14 protein-coding genes are annotated in these 14,865 nt (G+C 70.4%); 12 read left to right on the top strand and 2 right to left on the bottom strand.

Annotation, left to right across the window (positions count from 1 at the left end; translation table 11 throughout):
- The first annotated feature begins 23 nt into the window (after nucleotides 1-23).
- The 11 genes from pdxS (at nucleotide 24) to ACF06X_RS25010 (ending at nucleotide 11,716) form a co-directional block, all read left to right on the top strand.
- Nucleotides 24-947: a pyridoxal 5'-phosphate synthase lyase subunit PdxS gene (pdxS, locus tag ACF06X_RS25060; protein ID WP_158985486.1), complete on the top strand. Its 924-nt coding sequence runs from the start codon at nucleotides 24-26 to the stop codon at nucleotides 945-947.
- Nucleotides 948-951: 4 nt separating this feature from the next.
- Entirely contained in the window at nucleotides 952-1,545 is a 594-nt protein-coding gene (gene pdxT, locus ACF06X_RS25055; protein ID WP_392289543.1) for a pyridoxal 5'-phosphate synthase glutaminase subunit PdxT, read from the top strand.
- 62 nt (nucleotides 1,546-1,607) lie between these two features.
- Nucleotides 1,608-2,360, top strand: a complete 753-nt coding sequence (locus ACF06X_RS25050) for a YebC/PmpR family DNA-binding transcriptional regulator (protein ID WP_356895748.1) — start codon at nucleotides 1,608-1,610, stop codon at nucleotides 2,358-2,360.
- A 131-nt stretch (nucleotides 2,361-2,491) separates the two neighbouring features.
- On the top strand, nucleotides 2,492-3,022 hold the full coding sequence (ruvC, locus tag ACF06X_RS25045) for a crossover junction endodeoxyribonuclease RuvC (RefSeq protein ID WP_392289542.1): 531 nt from the start codon (nucleotides 2,492-2,494) through the stop codon (nucleotides 3,020-3,022).
- The gene (ruvA, locus tag ACF06X_RS25040; RefSeq protein WP_158985478.1) at nucleotides 3,019-3,651 is read left to right on the top strand and encodes a Holliday junction branch migration protein RuvA; all 633 of its coding nucleotides are present in this window, start codon (nucleotides 3,019-3,021) and stop codon (nucleotides 3,649-3,651) included. The genes ruvC and ruvA overlap by 4 nt, the downstream gene beginning before the upstream one ends.
- A gap of 51 nt (nucleotides 3,652-3,702) precedes the next feature.
- Complete coding sequence (gene ruvB, locus ACF06X_RS25035; RefSeq protein WP_392289541.1) at nucleotides 3,703-4,782, top strand: Holliday junction branch migration DNA helicase RuvB; 1,080 nt, start codon at nucleotides 3,703-3,705, stop codon at nucleotides 4,780-4,782.
- Between the two features lie 165 nt (nucleotides 4,783-4,947).
- The gene (gene yajC, locus ACF06X_RS25030; RefSeq protein WP_392289540.1) at nucleotides 4,948-5,424 is read left to right on the top strand and encodes a preprotein translocase subunit YajC; all 477 of its coding nucleotides are present in this window, start codon (nucleotides 4,948-4,950) and stop codon (nucleotides 5,422-5,424) included.
- A gap of 144 nt (nucleotides 5,425-5,568) precedes the next feature.
- Nucleotides 5,569-7,350, top strand: coding sequence for a protein translocase subunit SecD (gene secD, locus ACF06X_RS25025; RefSeq protein WP_392289539.1), 1,782 nt, complete (start codon nucleotides 5,569-5,571; stop codon nucleotides 7,348-7,350).
- Nucleotide 7,351: 1 nt separating this feature from the next.
- Nucleotides 7,352-8,446: a protein translocase subunit SecF gene (secF, locus tag ACF06X_RS25020; RefSeq protein WP_392289538.1), complete on the top strand. Its 1,095-nt coding sequence runs from the start codon at nucleotides 7,352-7,354 to the stop codon at nucleotides 8,444-8,446.
- Nucleotides 8,443-8,994 (top strand): adenine phosphoribosyltransferase, encoded by a 552-nt coding sequence (locus tag ACF06X_RS25015; RefSeq protein WP_392289537.1) that lies wholly within the window; start codon nucleotides 8,443-8,445, stop codon nucleotides 8,992-8,994. The genes secF and ACF06X_RS25015 overlap by 4 nt, the downstream gene beginning before the upstream one ends.
- A gap of 235 nt (nucleotides 8,995-9,229) precedes the next feature.
- Nucleotides 9,230-11,716: a RelA/SpoT family protein gene (locus ACF06X_RS25010; protein WP_392289536.1), complete on the top strand. Its 2,487-nt coding sequence runs from the start codon at nucleotides 9,230-9,232 to the stop codon at nucleotides 11,714-11,716.
- 69 nt (nucleotides 11,717-11,785) lie between these two features.
- Here ACF06X_RS25010 and ACF06X_RS25005 read toward each other — a convergent pair whose 3' ends face one another.
- Together ACF06X_RS25005 and ACF06X_RS25000 are read right to left on the bottom strand one after the other, a co-directional pair.
- Nucleotides 11,786-13,015 (bottom strand): DUF349 domain-containing protein, encoded by a 1,230-nt coding sequence (locus ACF06X_RS25005; RefSeq protein WP_392289535.1) that lies wholly within the window; start codon nucleotides 13,013-13,015, stop codon nucleotides 11,786-11,788.
- A gap of 196 nt (nucleotides 13,016-13,211) precedes the next feature.
- A complete protein-coding gene (locus tag ACF06X_RS25000; RefSeq protein WP_392289534.1) occupies nucleotides 13,212-13,997 on the bottom strand; it encodes a peptidylprolyl isomerase in 786 nt (261 codons plus the stop codon).
- 153 nt (nucleotides 13,998-14,150) lie between these two features.
- On the opposite strand from ACF06X_RS25000, the gene ACF06X_RS24995 reads away from it, so the two are divergent.
- Nucleotides 14,151-14,858, top strand: coding sequence for an MBL fold metallo-hydrolase (locus ACF06X_RS24995; protein WP_392289533.1), 708 nt, complete (start codon nucleotides 14,151-14,153; stop codon nucleotides 14,856-14,858).
- Nucleotides 14,859-14,865 lie beyond the last annotated feature (7 nt).

Below are 14,865 nucleotides of genomic sequence, written 5' to 3'. Positions count from 1 at the left end.
GCTTTTCACGAGTGAGGTCCCCCGTGTCCACCACGCTTCCCCACAGCAACCAGTCCGACGACTCCTCGGCGATCGGCACGTCCCGCGTCAAGCGCGGCATGGCCGAGCAGCTCAAGGGCGGCGTGATCATGGACGTGGTCAACGCCGAGCAGGCGAAGATCGCCGAGGACGCCGGCGCCGTCGCCGTCATGGCCCTGGAGCGGGTCCCCGCCGACATCCGCAAGGACGGCGGCGTGGCCCGTATGTCCGACCCGAACATGATCGAGGAGATCATCGGGGCGGTCTCCATCCCCGTCATGGCCAAGTCCCGCATCGGCCACTTCGTCGAGGCCCAGGTCCTGCAGTCCCTCGGTGTCGACTACATCGACGAGTCCGAGGTCCTCACCCCGGCCGACGAGGTCAACCACTCCGACAAGTGGGCCTTCACCACCCCCTTCGTCTGTGGCGCCACCAACCTGGGCGAGGCCCTGCGCCGCATCGCCGAGGGCGCGGCCATGATCCGCTCCAAGGGCGAGGCCGGCACCGGCAACGTCGTCGAGGCCGTCCGCCACCTGCGCCAGATCAAGAACGAGATCGCCAGGCTGCGCGGCTACGACAACAACGAGCTGTTCGCCGCCGCCAAGGAGCTGCGCGCCCCCTACGAGCTGGTCAAGGAGGTCGCCGAGCTCGGCAAGCTGCCGGTCGTGCTGTTCTCCGCCGGTGGTGTCGCCACCCCCGCCGACGCCGCGCTGATGCGCCAGCTCGGTGCCGAGGGCGTCTTCGTCGGCTCCGGCATCTTCAAGTCGGGCGACCCGGCCAAGCGCGCCGCCGCCATCGTGAAGGCCACCACCTTCTACGACGACCCGAAGATCATCGCGGACGCCTCCCGCAACCTGGGCGAGGCCATGGTCGGCATCAACTGCGACACCCTCCCCGAGGCCGAGCGCTACGCGAACCGAGGCTGGTAGTCACATGAGCACCACCCCCGTGATCGGCGTCCTCGCACTGCAGGGCGACGTACGGGAGCACCTGATCGCCCTGGCCTCGGCTGACGCCGTGGCCAGGCCGGTCCGGCGCCCCGAGGAGCTCGCCGAGGTCGACGGCCTCGTCATACCCGGCGGCGAGTCCACCACCATCTCCAAGCTGGCCGAGCTCTTCGGCCTCATGGGGCCGGTACGCGAGCGCATCGCCGCGGGGATGCCCGTCTACGGCACCTGCGCCGGCCTGATCATGCTCGCCGACAAGATCCTCGACCCGCGCTCGGGCCAGGAGACCTTCGGCGGCATCGACATGATCGTCCGCCGCAACGCCTTCGGCCGGCAGAACGAGTCCTTCGAGGCCGGGGTCGCCGTCCGCGGCATCGAGGAAGGACCCGTCGAGGGCGTCTTCATCCGCGCCCCGTGGGTCGAGTCCGTCGGCGCGCAGGTGGAGGTCCTCGCCGAGCACGAGGGCCACATCGTCGCCGTACGGCAGGGCCGGGCGCTCGCGACCTCGTTCCACCCCGAACTCACCGGCGACCACCGACTGCACGCCCTGTTCGTCGACATGGTGCGCGCGGGCCGGTGAGGGGATCCCGGTAGGATCTCTGGGGTTCGTTCAGAAATGGGTTACGCGAAGGAGACAGGCAGATGTCCGGCCACTCTAAATGGGCTACGACGAAGCACAAGAAGGCCGTGATCGACGCCAAGCGCGGCAAGCTCTTCGCGAAGCTGATCAAGAACATCGAGGTCGCGGCCCGCACGGGCGGCGCCGACCTGGACGGTAACCCGACGCTGTTCGACGCCGTGCAGAAGGCGAAGAAGAGCTCGGTCCCGAACAAGAACATCGACTCGGCGATCAAGCGCGGCGGCGGCCTGGAGGCCGGCGGCGTCGACTACGAGACGATCATGTACGAGGGCTACGGCCCGAACGGTGTCGCGGTGCTCATCGAGTGCCTGACCGACAACCGTAACCGCGCCGCCTCCGACGTCCGCGTCGCCATGACCCGCAACGGCGGCTCCATGGCCGACCCGGGCTCGGTCTCGTACCTGTTCAACCGCAAGGGCGTCATCGTGCTGCCCAAGGGCGAGCTGACCGAGGACGACGTCCTCGGCGCCGTCCTCGACGCGGGCGCCGAGGAGGTCAACGACCTCGGCGAGAGCTTCGAGGTCATCAGCGAGGCCACCGACATGGTCGCGGTCCGCACCGCCCTCCAGGAGGCCGGCATCGACTACGACTCCGCCGACTCCAGCTTCGTCCCGACCATGCAGGTCGAGCTCGACGAAGAGGGGGCGCGCAAGATCTTCAAGCTGATCGACGCACTCGAGGACAGCGACGACGTGCAGAACGTCTTCGCCAACTTCGACGTCAGCGACGAGGTCATGGAGAAGGTCGACGCCTGATACCGGGCCGACTTCGAGCGGGCCGACGGGGACACACCCCCGTCGGCCCGCCGCCGTTCGTGCCGCGTTGTCAGTGCGAGCCGATAGCCTGCACAAACACATGAACGAAGACGGTGCGGGGAGGGCTTGAGGTGCGCGTACTGGGGGTGGACCCCGGGCTGACCCGGTGCGGTGTCGGCGTCGTCGAGGGCGTCGCCGGCCGGCCCCTGACCATGCTCGGGGTGGGCGTGGTGCGCACCCCCGCGGACGCCGAGCTGGGTCACCGACTGGTCGCGGTCGAGCAGGGCATCGAGCGGTGGCTGGACGAGTACCGCCCTGAATTCGTCGCAGTGGAGCGGGTGTTCAGCCAGCACAACGTCCGTACGGTCATGGGCACCGCGCAGGCCAGCGCGGTCGCGATGCTCTGCGCCGCGCGCCGGGGCATCCCGGTCGCCCTGCACACCCCCAGCGAGGTCAAGGCCGCCGTCACCGGCAGCGGACGGGCCGACAAGGCGCAGGTCGGAGCGATGGTGACCCGCCTGCTGCGGCTCTCCGCACCGCCCAAGCCGGCCGACGCCGCCGACGCGCTCGCCCTGGCCATCTGCCACATCTGGCGGGCCCCCGCCCAGAACCGCCTCCAGCAGGCCGTCGCCCTGCACGCCTCGAAAGGCCGTACCCGATGATCGCCTTCGTCAGCGGCCCGGTGGCCGCCCTCGCCCCCACCACCGCCGTGATCGAGGTCGGCGGTGTCGGCATGGCCGTCCAGTGCACGCCCACCACCCTGTCCGCCCTGAGGATCGGTCAGGAGGCCCGGCTCGCCACGTCGTTGGTGGTGCGCGAGGACTCGCTGACCCTGTACGGCTTCGCGGACGACGACGAGCGGCAGGTCTTTGAACTGCTGCAGACCGCCAGCGGGGTCGGCCCGCGCCTCGCCCAGGCCATGCTCGGTGTGCACAGCCCCGACGCCCTGCGGCTCGCCGTCTCCACCGGCGACGAGAAGGCGCTGACCGCCGTCCCCGGCATCGGCAAGAAGGGCGCCCAGAAACTCCTCCTCGAACTGAAGGACAAGCTGGGCTCGCCGCTCGGCACCAGCGGCCTGGTCGGCGCCCAGCGCGCCGCCGCCTCCGGCCCGGCACCGTGGACGGAGCAGCTGTCCGCCGCGCTCATCGGCCTCGGTTACGCGAGCCGCGAGGCGGAGGACGCCGTCGCCGCGGTCACCCCGCAGGCCGAGGCCGCCATCGCCGAGTCCGGCTCGGCCCCGGTCCCGCAGCTGCTGCGCGCCGCGCTCCAGACGCTCAACCGCGCCCGATAGCGCCCGCGATCACCGTACGCAACGCACCATGAAGACCGAGAAGGCAGAGACGTGAACTGGGACGACGAGACGGCAGCGGACGCCGGGGAGCGGATCGTCGGCTCCTCCGCCGAGGGCGACGACCAGGCCGTCGAAGCGGCGCTGCGCCCCAAGGACCTCAGCGAGTTCGTCGGCCAGGAGAAGGTCCGCCAGCAGCTCGACCTGGTCCTGCGGGCCGCCCGCCAGCGCGGCGCCACCGCCGACCACGTCCTGCTCTCCGGCGCCCCCGGCCTCGGCAAGACCACCCTCTCGATGATCATCGCGGCGGAGATGAACGCCCCGATCCGGATCACCTCCGGCCCCGCCATCCAGCACGCCGGCGACCTCGCCGCGATCCTCTCCTCCCTCCAGGAGGGGGAGATCCTCTTCCTCGACGAGATCCACCGGATGTCGAGGCCCGCCGAGGAGATGCTCTACATGGCGATGGAGGACTTCCGCGTCGACGTGATCGTCGGCAAGGGCCCCGGCGCCACCGCCATCCCGCTGGAGCTGCCGCCCTTCACCCTGGTCGGCGCCACCACCCGGGCCGGGCTCCTGCCGCCCCCGCTGCGCGACCGCTTCGGCTTCACCGGGCACATGGAGTTCTACGAACCCGCCGAGCTGGAACGGGTCATCCACCGCTCCGCCGGCCTCCTCGACGTCGAGATCGACACCGCCGGCGCCGCCGAGATCGCCGGCCGCTCCCGCGGCACCCCGCGCATCGCCAACCGGCTGCTGCGCCGCGTCCGCGACTACGCGCAGGTCAGGGCCGACGGCCAGATCACGCGGGAGATCGCCGAGGCGGCCCTGAGCGTGTACGAGGTGGACAGCCGCGGTCTCGACCGGCTCGACCGGGGGGTCCTCGAGGCCCTCCTCAAGCTCTTCGGCGGCGGACCGGTCGGCCTGTCCACCCTCGCGGTCGCGGTGGGGGAGGAGCGCGAGACCGTCGAGGAGGTCGCCGAGCCCTTCCTCGTACGGGAAGGCCTGCTCGCGCGCACGCCGCGTGGCCGGGTCGCTACTCCGGCGGCGTGGACGCATCTCGGCCTCGTTCCGCCGCAGGCAGCGGGCTCGGAGCGGCCAGGAAGCGGACAACAGGGGCTCTTCGGGGCGTGACGGCGCGGAGACTCGTCGGTCGAGGAACCGGGGTGCGATGCTGGACGTTGTTCCATCGATGCGGACTCGCCTAGACTCCGCCGATGCCGACCTTTCTGGTCGGCACGCCCACCCCCGAAGATCAGGCCGCGGGTTCTCCGCGTCCGTGCGAAGGAAACCCGTCCCGTGAGTATCGTGACCCTCCTCCCCTTCATCGTCCTCATCGGGGCCATGTTCCTGATGACCCGCTCTGCGAAGAAGAAGCAGCAGGCGGCCGCCCAGATGCGTAACGAGATGCAGCCCGGAACCGGCGTACGGACGATCGGGGGGATGTACGCCACGGTCAAGGAGATCGGTGACGAGACCGTCCTCCTCGAGATCGCGCCCGGCGTGCACGCCGTCTACGCCAAGAACGCGATCGGTGCCGTCCTCGAGGACTCCGAGTACAACCGCATCGTCCACGGCGACGAGCCCGACGCCGTCGTTCCGGACGACGCCTCCTCGCTGACCGAGTCCGCCGAGGTCGTCGCCGACACCGAGGCCGAGACCGTCGAGGTCTCCGAGGACGCCAAGCCCGACCTCACCAAGAAGGTCGACGCTGCCGAGGCCGAGACCGAGGTCAAGAAGGACGGCAAGGCCGACGGCGGGACCGAGGCGAAGTAGTCGCCACCGGGGATCGCGGGAACGCCCACCGGCGTCCGCGGTCCCCGGACCGGTTGCACCTCTGCGGGGGCAGGTCCCCATCACACTTCGTGGCCGTACCGCGCACACCCGGCGCGGGACGGTTGGACAGGGAGAAACGACAAGGTGGCAGCACCGAAGAAGGGCCGAAGGCCGGCGGGGGGCCAGAGCCGGCCGGGCCGTGCCCTGGCACTGATCCTGATCGCCATGGTCGCGCTCACGGGCGGGATGTTCTGGTCGGGTCACACCACGCCGCGCCTGGGCATCGACCTCGCGGGCGGTACCTCGATCACGCTCAAGGCCAAGGCCGAGCCGGGTCAGGAAGACGCCGTCAACGAGACCAACATGAACACCGCGGTCGGCATCATCGAGCGCCGTGTCAATGGTCTGGGTGTCTCCGAGGCCGAGGTCCAGACCCAGGGCCGCGAGAACATCATCGTCAACATCCCCCGGGGCGTCGACGAGAAGCAGGCCCGTGAGCAGGTCGGTACCACCGCCCAGCTCTACTTCCGGCCCGTCCTGACCTACGCGCCCTCGCAGCAGCCGGCGCCGACCGCGAGCTCCTCCGCGACGCCGAAGCCCTCGGCCTCCGGAGCGACCGCGGACAAGGGCAAGGGCGACGGAGCCAAGGACGAGAAGTCCGCCACCCCGTCGACGAGCGCCTCCACGCAGGGCCGCGCGGTCTCCGAGGCCCTGAAGGCCCCGAGCCCGACGCCCACGCCCAGCGGCTCCGCCTCGGGCACGCCGAAGGCCCCCGAGAGCCCGAAGCCGTCCGGCACGCCGGACGCCGCGGCCTCCGCTCTCGAGCAGAAGTTCGCCACCCTGAACTGCCTCGACCCCAAGCAGCGCGCCGCCGCCGGCCAGGGCGTCAAGCCCGAGGACTCCACCGTCGCCTGTGGCAAGAACGCCATCGGCCAGTGGGAGAAGTACCTCCTCGGCCCGGCCGAGGTGGACGGCAAGGACGTCGAGGACGCCAAGGGCGAGTTCGACCCCACGCGTGGCATGTGGATCGTCAACATGGAGTTCACCAGCAGTGGCTCCAAGAAGTTCCAGCAGATCACCAGCAAGCTGTCGCAGCAGCAGGAGCCGCAGAACCAGTTCGCGATCGTCCTGGACGGCGAGGTCGTCTCGGCCCCGTCGGTGCGCACCACGCTGAGCGCCAACGCCGAGATCTCCGGCAGCTTCAACCAGAAGTCCGCCCAGGACCTGGGCAACATCCTTTCGTACGGTGCGCTGCCGCTCTCCTTCGACACCCAGAGCGTCGACACCGTCACCGCCGCCCTCGGCGGCGACCAGCTGGAGGCCGGCCTCATCGCCGGCGCCATCGGCCTGGCCCTGGTCGTCCTCTACCTGGTGGTCTACTACCGGGGACTGTCGATCGTCGCCATCCTCAGCCTGATGGTCTCGGCGCTCCTCACCTACGTGATCATGGCCCTGCTCGGCCCGGCCATCGGCTTCGCGCTGAACCTGCCGGCCGTCTGCGGCGCCATCGTCGCCATCGGCATCACCGCGGACTCGTTCATCGTGTACTTCGAACGCATCCGTGACGAGATCCGCGAGGGCCGTTCGCACCGCCCGGCCGTCGAGCGCGCCTGGCCGCGCGCCCGCCGCACCATCCTGGTCTCCGACTTCGTGTCGTTCCTGGCCGCCGCGGTGCTCTTCGTCGTCACCGTCGGCAAGGTCCAGGGCTTCGCGTTCACGCTCGGTCTGACCACCCTGCTCGACGTCGTCGTCGTGTTCCTCTTCACCAAGCCGGTCATGACGCTGCTCGCGCGCACGGAGTTCTTCGGCGGCGGCCACGCCTGGTCCGGCCTCGACCCCAAGCGGCTCGGCGCCAAGCCGCCGCTGCGCCGCACCCGCCGTGTCTCCGCTCATGCCGCAGGCCCTGTCGACCCGAAGGAGGCATGAGATGTCGAAGCTCGGCGATCTCGGCGCCCGGCTGCACCGTGGTGAGGTCGGATACGACTTCATCGGCAATCGCAAGCTCTGGTACGGCCTGTCCATCCTGATCACCATCACGGCCATCGTCGCCCTCGCGGTACGCGGCCTGAACATGGGCATCGAGTTCCAGGGCGGTGCCGTCTTCACCACCCCGAAGTCGGACGTCTCGGTCTCCCAGGCCCAGGAGTACGCGGAAGAGGCCTCCGGCCACGACGCGATCGTCCAGCAGCTCGGCAACGGCAGCCTGCGGATCCAGGTCGGCGGCCTCGACACCGGCCAGTCCGACCAGGTCCGCACGGAGCTCGCCAAGGACCTGAACGTCCCCGAGAACAAGATCGCGGCGGAGCTCGTCGGTCCCAGCTGGGGTGAACAGATCGCCAACAAGGCCTGGACGGGTCTGGCGGTCTTCATGATCCTGGTCGTGATCTATCTGGCCATCGCCTTCGAGTGGCGGATGGCGGTGGCGGCGCTCATCGCCCTGATCCACGACATCACCATCACCGTCGGCATCTACTCACTCGTCGGTTTCGAGGTGACGGTCGGTACGGTCATCGGTCTGCTGACGATCCTCGGTTACTCGCTCTACGACACCGTGGTCGTCTTCGACTCCCTCAAGGAACAGACGAAGGGCATCACGAAGCAGACCCGCTGGACGTACAGCGACATGGCCAACCGGTCGATCAACGGCACCCTGGTCCGTTCGATCAACACCACGGTCGTGGCGCTGCTGCCGGTCGCCGGTCTGCTCTTCATCGGTGGCGGTGTCCTCGGCGCCGGCATGCTGAACGACATCTCGCTGTCGCTGTTCGTCGGCCTCGCCGCGGGCGCGTACTCCTCGATCTTCATCGCCACCCCGCTCGTCGCCGACCTCAAGGAGCGCGAGCCGGCGATGAAGGCGCTCAGGAAGCGGATCGCCGCCAAGCGCGCCGCCGCGGCGGCCAAGGGCGAGTCCCCGGACGCCGACGAGAGCGTGGACGGCGACGCCGGCTTCGCGGACGAGGCGGAGACCGCGGTCGTCGGCCAGCGCGGCCGTCGCGGCCGCGCCGCGGAGCCCCGCGGATGACGGCGGAGGCCCAGGACACCGCCGGTCTGCTCCTCAGCCGGATCCGGGACGTCCCCGATCACCCGAAGCCCGGCGTGATGTTCAAGGACATCACCCCGCTGCTCGCGGACCCGGTGGCGTTCACGGCGCTGACCGACACCCTCGCCACGCTGTGCGTCACGCACGGCGCGACGAAGATCGTCGGCCTGGAGGCGCGCGGCTTCATCCTCGCCGCTCCGGTGGCCGTCCGCGCGGGCCTGGGCTTCATCCCGGTCCGCAAGGCCGGCAAGCTGCCCGGCGCGACGCTGAAGCAGGCGTACGAGCTGGAGTACGGCACCGCCGAGATCGAGGTGCACGCCGAGGACCTGCTCCCGGGCGACCGGGTCATGGTCATCGACGACGTCCTCGCCACCGGCGGCACCGCCGAGGCCTCGCTGGAGCTCATCCGGCGGGCCGGCGCGGAGGTCGCCGGGGTCGCGGTCCTCATGGAGCTCGGCTTCCTCGCCGGGCGGGCCCGGCTGGAGCCCGCTCTGCGCGGCGCCCCGCTGGAGGCGCTGATCACGGTCTGACGCACGGTCCGACACCGCACGGCCCACCGCCGTGCGGAGCGGGGCGCCCCGGGGAATCCCCGGGGCGCCCCGTCCGTTCTCCGGGTATGTCTCTCCCGGTATGTCCCGGAACGGGACCCCGCCCGCGCGTGGTGCCCGTCTCACGGACCGCACGCGTGAGCACAGCGCCGCCCGGGTCGATACCATGGCCTTTCCGGGCCTGACCGGGGGATCCGGAACCGCACGAGGAGCGCTCTTGCCAGACGAGGCCCAGCCACTCTCCGCCGCGCAGCCCGACCCGCAGGCCGAGAAGGCCGCGGCGGGACCCGCCACGCCCCAGAACGAGTCTGCGGAGAGCAGGCCCACGCCCGTGGCACCCGCCCCGGCACCGGCCGCCTCCACCGCCAAGCCCGCGCCCGCCCCCGCACCCGTGGCCCGCTCCGCCGGCTCCTCCTCGTCCAACCGCGTCCGCGCCCGCCTCGCCCGGCTCGGCGTCCAGCGCTCCTCCCCGTACAACCCGGTCCTCGAACCGCTGCTGCGGATCGTCCGCTCCAACGACCCGAAGATCGAGACGGCGACGCTCCGCCAGATCGAGCGGGCCTACCAGGTCGCCGAGCGCTGGCACCGGGGCCAGAAGCGCAAGAGCGGCGACCCGTACATCACGCACCCGCTCGCCGTCACCACGATCCTCGCCGAGCTCGGCATGGACCCGGCGACGCTCATGGCCGGACTCCTGCACGACACCGTCGAGGACACCGAGTACGGCCTCGAGCAGCTGCGCCGCGACTTCGGCGACCAGGTCGCGCTCCTCGTCGACGGCGTCACCAAGCTCGACAAGGTCAAGTTCGGCGAGGCCGCGCAGGCCGAGACCGTGCGCAAGATGGTCGTCGCCATGGCCAAGGACCCGCGCGTCCTGGTCATCAAGCTCGCCGACCGCCTGCACAACATGCGCACCATGCGCTACCTCAAGCGGGAGAAGCAGGAGAAGAAGGCCCGCGAGACCCTCGAGATCTACGCGCCCCTGGCCCACCGCCTGGGCATGAACACCATCAAGTGGGAGCTGGAGGACCTCGCCTTCGCGATCCTCTACCCCAAGATGTACGACGAGATCGTCCGGCTCGTCGCCGAGCGCGCGCCCAAGCGCGACGAGTACCTCGCCATAGTGACCGACGAGGTCCAGTCCGACCTGCGCGCCGCCCGCATCAAGGCCACCGTCACCGGCCGCCCCAAGCACTACTACAGCGTCTACCAGAAGATGATCGTCCGCGGCCGTGACTTCGCGGAGATCTACGACCTGGTCGGCATCCGTGTCCTCGTCGACACGGTCCGCGACTGCTACGCCGCCCTCGGCACCGTCCACGCGCGATGGAACCCGGTCCCCGGCCGGTTCAAGGACTACATCGCGATGCCGAAGTTCAACATGTACCAGTCGCTGCACACGACGGTCATCGGCCCCAACGGCAAGCCCGTCGAGCTGCAGATCCGCACCTTCGACATGCACCGCCGGGCCGAGTACGGCATCGCCGCGCACTGGAAGTACAAGCAGGAGGCCGTCGCGGGCGCCTCCAAGGTCCGCGCCGACGTCCCCAAGAAGACCGGCAAGGACGACCACCTCAACGACATGGCGTGGTTGCGCCAGCTGCTCGACTGGCAGAAGGAGACCGAGGACCCCAGCGAGTTCCTCGAGTCGCTGCGCTTCGACCTGTCGCGCAACGAGGTCTTCGTCTTCACCCCCAAGGGCGACGTCATAGCGCTGCCCGCCGGTGCCACCCCCGTCGACTTCTCCTACGCCGTCCACACCGAGGTCGGCCACCGCACCATAGGAGCGCGGGTCAACGGACGGCTCGTGCCGCTCGAATCGACCCTCGACAACGGCGACCTGGTCGAGGTCTTCACCTCCAAGGCCCCGGGCGCCGGCCCGTCCCGCGACTGGCTCGGCTTCGTCAAGTCCCCACGGGCCCGCAACAAGATCCGCGCCTGGTTCTCCAAGGAGCGCCGCGACGAGGCGATCGAGCAGGGCAAGGACGCCATCGCGCGGGCCATGCGCAAGCAGAACCTGCCGATCCAGCGGATCCTGACCGGCGACTCCCTCGTCACCCTCGCCCACGAGATGCGCTACAGCGACATCTCCTCGCTGTACGCGGCGATCGGCGAGGGCCATGTCACGGCCCAGTCCATCGTCCAGAAGCTCGTCCAGGCCCTCGGTGGCGAGGAGGCGGCCAACGAGGACCTCGTCGAGACGGCCCCGCCCTCGCGCGGCCGCTCCAAGCGCCGCTCCAGCGCCGACCCCGGCGTGGTCGTCAAGGGCGTCGAGGACGTCTGGGTCAAACTGGCCCGCTGCTGCACCCCCGTACCGGGCGATCCGATCATCGGCTTCGTCACGCGCGGCAGCGGGGTGTCGGTCCACCGCAGCGACTGCGTCAACGTCGACTCGCTCTCCCGCGAGCCGGAGCGCATCCTCGAAGTCGAATGGGCGCCGACCCAGTCCTCCGTCTTCCTGGTCGCCATCCAGGTCGAGGCGCTGGACCGCTCCCGGCTGCTCTCCGACGTCACCCGCGTCCTCTCCGACCAGCACGTCAACATCCTGTCGGCGGCCGTCCAGACCTCCCGCGACCGGGTGGCCACCTCGCGGTTCACCTTCGAGATGGGCGACCCGAAGCACCTCGGGCACGTCCTGAAGGCCGTACGAGGCGTCGAGGGCGTCTACGACGTCTACCGGGTCACCTCGGCCCGCAGGCCGTAACAGCGCGTACGGAGAGGGGCCCCGGTACCTGCGCGGTACCGGGGCCCCTCTCCGTACGTACGGCGAAGATCAGCCGCCGAACTCCTCCAGGCCCTTCAGCGCCTGGTCGAGGAGCGCCTGCCGGCCCTCCAGCTCACGCGCCAGCTTGTCGGCCTTGGCGTCGTTGCCCGCCGCGCGGGCCGCGTCGATCTGCTTCTGCAGCTTGTCGACCGCGTCCTGCAGCTGACCCGTCAGACCCGCGGCACGCGCGCGTGCCTCCGGGTTCGTCCGGCGCCACTCCGACTCCTCGGCCTCCTGGATCGCCCGCTCCACCGCGTGCATCCGGCCCTCGACCTTCGGCCGGGCGTCGCGCGGCACATGGCCGATGGCCTCCCAGCGCTCGTTGAGGGCACGGAAGGCCGCACGGGCCGCCTTCAGATCCGCCACCGGCACCAGCTTCTCGGCCTCGGCGGCGAGCTCCTCCTTCAGCTTGAGGTTCTCGGTCTGCTCCGCGTCCCGCTCGGCGAAGACCCCGCTCCGCGCCGCGAAGAAGACGTCCTGGGCGCCGCGGAAGCGGTTCCACAGCTCGTCCTCGTGCTCGCGCTGGGCGCGGCCCACGGCCTTCCACTCCGCCATCAGATCCCGGTATCGGGCCGCCGTGGCACCCCAGTCCGTGGAGTTCGAGAGCGACTCGGCCTCCGCGACCAGCTTCTCCTTGGCCTTGCGGGCCTCCTCGCGCTGGGCGTCCAGCGAGGCGAAGTGCGCCTTGCGGCGCTTGGAGAACGCCGAGCGGGCGTGCGAGAAGCGGTGCCACAGCTCGTCGTCGGACTTCCGGTCGAGCCGCGGCAGACCCTTCCAGATGTCCACGAGCGCGCGCAGCCGCTCGCCGGCCGCCCGCCACTGCTCGCTCTGCGCCAGCTCCTCGGCCTCCTTGACCAGCGCCTCCTTGGCGCCGCGCGCCTCGTCGGTCTGCTTGGCCTTCTGGGCCTTGCGCTCCTCACGGCGCGACTCCACCGTCTCGACCAGCTTGTCGAGACGCGCGGTCAGCGCGGCCAGGTCACCCACGGCGTGGTGCTCGTCGACCTGCTGCCGGATGTGGTCGATCGCGGCCATGGCGTCCTTGGCCGAGAGGTCGGTGGTCTTCACCCGCTTCTCGAGGAGGCCGATCTCGACCACCAAGCCCTCGTACTTGCGCTCGAAGTAGGCCAGTGCCTCCTCGGGAGTGCCGGCCTGCCACGATCCGACGACCTTCTCGCCCTCGGCAGTACGCACGTACACGGTGCCCGTCTCGTCGACGCGGCCCCACGGGTCGCTGCTCACAGCGCCTCCTCCACATGATGCCGACGAGAGGGTTGTGCCCCCTGGGCATCGTCCACAGATTTCCGGAGCGGGCAGCGCCCGCCCTCCACAACGCCAATCTAGGCGAACCGCCACCCGGCTGTCCGCACCCAGCACGACCGAAATTGACCGGCCGGCTCTAGGGGGCCTGGCCGGTCAGGCCGGCATGCCCCCCGGGTCACCCCTTGACGACCGTGGCCTTCTCGATGGTGACGACCTTCTTCGGCGCGCCGTCCGTGGCGCCGCCCTCGACCCCGGCCTTCGCGACGTCCTGGACGGCCTTCAGACCGGCCGCGTCCATCTTCCCGAAGGGGGTGTAGGTCGGCGGCAGCTGGGTGTCCTTGTACACGAGGAAGAACTGGCTGCCGCCCGTGCCCGGCTGGCCGGTGTTGGCCATCGCGACCGTGCCGGCCGGGAAGGTCACCGAACCGTCCGTGCCCGCCTTGCCGAGGGCGCTCAGGTTCTCGTCCGGGATGTTGTACCCCGGGCCGCCGGTGCCGTCGCCCTTCGGGTCGCCGCACTGGAGGACGAAGATGCCCTGGGTGGTGAGCCGGTGGCACTTGGTCCCGTCGAAGTACTTCTTGTCCGCGAGGTGCTTGAAGGAGTTCACCGTCCGCGGGGTCTTCGCCGCGTCCATCGCGACGGCGATGTCGCCCTCGTTCGTCTTCAGGGACATCGTGTACGCGGCGTTCCTGTCGATCGACATCGCCGGCTCCGGCGTCGTCGACCCGCTCGCGGAAGGCGTCGGGGTGCTGCCCGCCGCGTCGTCCGTGCCCTTCTTGCCGCTGTCGGTCAGCGAGACCGACGCGTACACCGCGCCTCCCGCGGCGAGCACGACGGCCAGCGCGGCGGCGATGACGGTGTTGCGGCGCCTGGCCTTCTGGCGCGCCTCCTGCCGCCGCTGCTGCTGGCGCACGTACTTCTCCCTGGCGAGCTGCCGCCGCCGCTGATCGCTGCTGACCACCGGTTCTGCTCCTTGTCGGTCGTCTGTTCCTGGCCTGGCCGGATGTGCCCGTACCGTATACGGGTTGGCTGTGGAATACGCAGCGCCGGTAGGCTCTGATCTGCCGCTTCCGCTCCGTCGCACCTCCGTGCCGGACGACATTTAAGGACGATCGTGCTGATTGCCGGGTTCCCCGCCGGGGCCTGGGGGACCAACTGCTATCTGGTCGCCCCCGCCGCAGGCGAGGAGTGCGTGATCATCGACCCGGGCCACCAGGCCGCCCAGGGAGTCGAGGAGACGCTGAAGAAGCATCGGCTCAAGCCCGTCGCGGTGGTCCTCACCCATGGCCACCTCGACCATGTCGCCTCCGTCGTCCCGGTCTGCGGCGCCCATGACGTACCCGCGTGGATCCACCCCGCCGACCGGTACATGATGAGCGACCCGGAGAAGGCCCTCGGCCGCTCCATCGGGATGCCCCTCATGGGGGAACTGACCGTGGGCGAGCCGGACGACGTGCGCGAGCTCACCGACGGCGCGCGCCTCGATCTCGCCGGACTGGAGTTCTCCGTCGCGCACGCGCCCGGTCATACCAAGGGGTCGGTGACCTTCCGGATGCCCCAGAGCTCGGAGATCCCCTCCGTGTTCTTCTCCGGGGATCTGCTCTTCGCCGGCTCCATCGGACGCACCGACCTGCCCGGCGGTGACATGGACGAGATGCTCGAATCGCTGGCCCGCGTGTGCCTGCCGCTCGACAACTCGACCGTGGTGCTGTCGGGGCACGGTCCCCAGACGACCATCGGCCAGGAGCGCGCCACCAATCCGTATCTGCGGCAGGTGGCCGCCGGCCTCGGGAGCGCGGACGCTCCCCGACGAGGAATGTGACGAGATC

Source organism: Streptomyces sp. NPDC015346 (genome assembly GCF_043078785.1).
GTDB lineage: Bacteria > Actinomycetota > Actinomycetes > Streptomycetales > Streptomycetaceae > Streptomyces.
This window is presented reverse-complemented; position numbering and strand designations above follow the sequence as displayed.